This window comes from Arthrobacter sp. B0316-1-20, assembly GCF_059091865.1.
On the sequence record NZ_JBNHHC010000138.1, the window covers coordinates 1 to 4,675 of the forward strand.

A 4,675-nucleotide genomic window follows, 5' to 3' on the forward strand; every position below is an offset into this window, starting at 1 on the left:
TGAACGTGTTCAAATCACCATAGCGCTTATTTTTGAACGTGTTCAAAAGCCCCGTTCCCGAGCCCGGGTCTAGAAGATGCTTCGCGGCGGCTTCACCCCGGGCAGCTCCAGGAGGCTGACGTCCGGGCTGGCGTACACCCGGCCGTCTGCGTCCATGGTGATGGCCCACAGGTCAGTGGTCTCGCCCTGCTCCGGCAGGCCCGGTGACTCAGGGTTGCGGAACGTGACCGCGACGTATCCCTGCCCGGGCGTCTGTCCCTGCAGCGTCAGAACCACCCGCGACGGGTCGCCGGCATCGCCTTCGACCCTCCTGCGCCCGACGCCGAATATCCAGTCCCGCGGCGGCCCGTAGGCCTGATCGAGCGAGCGCAGCAAGATCGGCAGTGCGCGTTCGGCATACGCCGCCAGATCCTCGTCCCAGTCAACGCCCTGATTCGCCATTTCCCGCTTGATGTTGGCCAGCATGTGGTAGGCAAGGTCCCGTCCGGTCAGGGCCCTGACTTCCAGCACCGGATCGGCTGCGTAGCTCAGGTTCACAGTGATCGCAGCCTGGCCGCCGGAGCCGACGGGTAGCACGGAAAGACCAGCGCCATCGATCTCCCAGAAGGCCTTTCCGATTCGTGAACTGTAAACCGGCCGTGACACCTCCGGGCCCACGGTGAACACGAACGCGGCCGACTGGTGGAATCCCTGCGGCACCGGCAATGGCCATGGTTCGGCCGAAGCGTAGGTGTGCGGACCGGTCCTTTCGATGTCCACGAGGGCTACCAGGCGGCGGGCGGGGATTGCCAGCCAGTCGCAGAGCTGGGTCATCGCCCGGTTCGGGATGTGGTGGATCTGCAGTTGGCCGGGAGGCCGGTCGAGGCCCCGGGCCTCCAGCTTGAGCGGCTTGGACGGCAGCAGGGGAACCCCGTCCACCACGGCGTCCCCGATTTTCCAGTGCAGCGGCATAGCGGCCTCCCTTCCGCTGCTCCGAGCATACGCCGGGAGCATGGGACAATGAGGGCGGCCTTCCGGCCGGGCCCGCCGCGGCTCCTAGTGCTAATACAGCGGGCGATCCACGCCTGGCGAACCACTACGAAGAATGTGATTTCCCATGACTCAATTGCAGGAAAAGACCCACGCCCAATTCGCCTCCCGGGGCAGCACCCACTACGACCTGATCCTGGCCCTCATGTGCGTGGTCCTGATCCTGTCCAACATCGGAGCATCCAAGGGCGTCGCTTTCGGGCCCATCCTCACGGACGGCGGTTTCTTCCTGTTTCCGCTGGCCTACATCCTGGGCGACGTGGTCAGCGAGGTCTACGGCTTCCGGGCAGCGCGCCGTGCTATCCTCATGGGCTTCGCCATGGCAGTGTTCGCGGCGCTCACCTTCTGGATCATCATCAGCCTGCCCGCGGCGGACTTCTACACGAACCAGGACGCCCTGGCCTCGGTACTGGGGCCGGTGCCGCTGGTAGTGCTCGGCAGCCTGCTCGGCTTCCTCGCCGGGCAGACGCTCAACTCGTGGGTGTTGGTCAGGATGAAGGAACGGACCAAAGAAAAGCACCTGTGGGCGCGCCTGATGACCTCCACCGGGGTTGGTGAGTTCGTCGACACACTGATCTTCTGCGCCATCGCCGCTTCCGTCATCGGCATCACCACCGCCGGCGACTTCGTCAACTATGTCATCGTCGGATTCGCGTACAAGACCGCCGTTGAATTCCTCTTCGTCCCGATCACCAGCACCGTGATCAAGGCGATCAAGAAGCGCGAGCCAAGCTACGGCGTCGTAAGCGCCTGACCCGATCTGAGCCCGTCGTCCTCCACCCGTCGTCCTCCGCCCCCTCCTGAGGAAGCGGCGCTGCTCCGGGGAAGTGGTTCCGGAACCGCTTCAGCGGAGCAAAGCCACGTCCTCGGGAGGAGGCGGGGGGAGATGTTCCTATAGTCAACCTCTTCCAAGAAAATCGGGACCTCCGACTATGGTCGCGTCAAACTCGATGATTCGTGCTGTCCTGATGACTGATAGGCAATTTGAAGACTGTGGGAGTTGGCATGGCTGACCAGGATGATCGTTTGATTTTGATTAAAGGCAAGGACTTTCGGGGTTCCCTTGTCGTCATCAGCGGCTTCGTCACTCTTCTCTTCTGGTGGATCGGGATAGCCGGTTATATAAACGTTGGTGGCTTCAGGAGCGGCGTAGGCCACAACGCTCACATATTTGGCTGCTCATCGCCACATGCGCCTTACTCGCGCAGTCGGCATGAAGCGTCACCGTTCTCACTGAGCATCTCTTGGAGAAAGAGCGTTGGGAGCGGAACTGGCTGGCCCTTGAGAGCTTCCCACTAAACGTTCCTCTTTCAGGCAGCTTCACGAGTTGTCCACCAAAACTACCGACTACCGGTAGCAACGGAGTTTCCCCATATCGTCCTCAGGGGTTACTTGTGCACCACTACCTGGGCATCAGTTGGAATCCGCATCCCTTGGCGGCACTGGGCCTACTTATCTTCACGGTAATCCCCCTTACATTGGTTCTTTCGAGCAGGTGCGAGTAGCGTCTCAGCGGATGGCTGGCAGGGCCGGCAAATCCCTCGAACCAGATCCGTTTGATTTGCCGAAACGGTTAACTCCCGGCGAGAGCAGCATTACCAGCATGTGGCGTGTACATCGCTTCCTCTTTGGTTCCCGTTCATTCGCCTGGGAAAGAGTTGACAGGGCCGGCCACCCCCAACGGGCGGCAGTCACTCAACCGGAGGTTCAATTTCGTGCACCCGTCCCCTACTCCCCAAACAACCTGGTTGTCCCGGCCCCTGCGCCTGACCGCTGCCCTGGCTCTGCTGGCCACCGGCGCCATGGTTGGCCCCGCCGCCATCGCCGCTCCCGCCCCGGCCGAAACCGGCTGGGCCGCCTCCGCCTACCGGGGAGGTGTCGACGTCGTTAACGCTCCGGAAGCTGACCAGCAGACTCTCGATGGCACCGTGTTCGATGACAAGAACAGGAACTCCACCCAGGATTCCGGTGAGCCGGGCATGCCCGGGGTGACGGTCTCCAACGGCCGCGACGTCGTGACGACGGACGGTCAGGGCCGCTATGAGCTGCCGGCATTCGACAACATGACCGTCTTCGTTACCCAGCCGCGCGGCTACCAGGTGCCGGTGGACGAGGACAACGTCGCCCAGTTCTTCTACAACCACGTGCCCGAAGGCTCCCCTGCTCTGAAGTACGGCGGCATCGCCCCTACCGGAGCACTGCCTGACAAGGTGAACTTCCCGCTGGCCAAGAGCGACCTGACCCAGTCCCCGGAGCAGCACTGCGTGCTCGGCGCCGACGTTCAGACCTACGACCAGGAAGAAGTCAGATTCGCGCGCAACGGTGTCTTCGCCGACCTGGCCGCCCGCACCGACTATGCCGGCTGCGGCGCCCTGTTCCTTGGCGACATCGTGGGCAACGATCTGTCCCTCTACGCCCAGACCCGCAATCTGACCTCCATGCTCAACGGGCCGGCCCGCTTCCTGCCGGGCAACCACGACCTGGACTTCGACGCGCTGGACGGTGAGCACGAGTTCGACACCTTCCGCGCCCAGTTCGGCCCGGAGTACTACTCCTACGACGCCGGCAAGGCCCACGTTGTGGCACTGAGCAACATCGTGTATCCCGGCCCGTCGGGCAGCAAATACGACTCCGGCCTCAGCGATCGCCAGCTGGAGTGGCTCCGCGCCGACATCGCGTCTGTGCCCAAGGACCGGGTCATCGTCCTGGCCGCCCACAGCCCCCTGCTCGAGTTCTTCTACAGCGACTCCCACTCCACCGAGCCGCTGAAGGAGATCTACGAGATCCTTGAAGGCCGTGAGGTGGTCTCCGTCGCCGGGCACACCCACATGTCGGAGAACCTGCGCGAGGGCGACCTGATGGCCGGCTGGCTCGACACACTCGGTCAGGACGGCCTGCCGTTCACCCACCTGACTGTCCCGGCAGTGTCCGGCCAGTGGTACGAGGGACGCGTCCTCGAGGAGGGCTACCCCACCTCCGTGCAGCGTGACGGGACCCCTCCCGGCGTACTGACCCTGGACATCAAGAACACGGAGATCCGCGAGCGTTTCACCGCCACCGGCGACGACGGTTCCGACCAGATGGCCCTGGGCATCAACTCCCCCGCCTACCGTGCCTGGTACGACACGTACACGGACCGGCGCGGCACGGCTCCGGCCCCGCAGAACCCGAACGCCGTGGCCCAGGGCGAACTCGCTGAGACCTGGCTGACCACCAACTTCTGGATGGGCTCCACCGGCTCCACCGTGAAGGTATCCATTGACGGCGGCGAGACCACCGAGGCCACGCGTACCCAGTCGATGACCGCCGATGACGTGCCGCTGATCGGCGCCGAGTACACCGATCCGGCCGCCAGCCTCGAGCAGCTGGTGCACGGCGGCGGCCTCCACGACCGCACCTCCCACCTGTGGCGCCTCGAGCTGCCGGCCGACCTGGCCGTCGGCGAGCACACCGCCACCGTCACCGCCACCGACGTCCACGGCCGCGAGTTCACCGAGACGATCACCTTCGAGGTCACCGACTAACCTTTCCCTGCGTACGACGTCGGGTGGTTGCGTAACGCAGCCACCCGACGTCACGTCTCGGCACTATTGGCACCGACCACCAAGGGCGCACGTATAACCCGGGCGGGCTCGGGCGCGAGGTA

At 64.1% G+C, this 4,675-nt stretch carries 4 protein-coding genes; 2 read left to right on the top strand and 2 right to left on the bottom strand.

Annotated elements, in window-relative coordinates; all coding sequences use genetic code 11:
- Window positions 1-69: 69 nt before the first annotated feature.
- Window positions 70-951 carry a hypothetical protein gene (locus AC5RW2_RS40485; protein ID WP_494037080.1) on the bottom strand — a complete coding sequence of 294 codons (882 nt, stop codon included), beginning with the start codon at window positions 949-951 and terminating at the stop codon, window positions 70-72.
- Between the two features lie 145 nt (window positions 952-1,096).
- Here AC5RW2_RS40485 and AC5RW2_RS40490 point away from each other — a divergent pair, with 145 nt between their 5' ends.
- Window positions 1,097-1,783, top strand: coding sequence for a queuosine precursor transporter (locus AC5RW2_RS40490; protein ID WP_494037081.1), 687 nt, complete (start codon window positions 1,097-1,099; stop codon window positions 1,781-1,783).
- A gap of 176 nt (window positions 1,784-1,959) precedes the next feature.
- Here the strand turns inward: AC5RW2_RS40490 and AC5RW2_RS40495 are convergent, their stop codons facing one another.
- Entirely contained in the window at window positions 1,960-2,196 is a 237-nt protein-coding gene (locus AC5RW2_RS40495) for a hypothetical protein (RefSeq protein ID WP_494037082.1), read from the bottom strand.
- 581 nt (window positions 2,197-2,777) lie between these two features.
- Between AC5RW2_RS40495 and AC5RW2_RS40500 the strand changes: the two genes are divergently transcribed.
- Entirely contained in the window at window positions 2,778-4,553 is a 1,776-nt protein-coding gene (locus tag AC5RW2_RS40500) for a calcineurin-like phosphoesterase C-terminal domain-containing protein (RefSeq protein ID WP_494075257.1), read from the top strand.
- The last annotated feature ends 122 nt before the right edge of the window (window positions 4,554-4,675 follow it).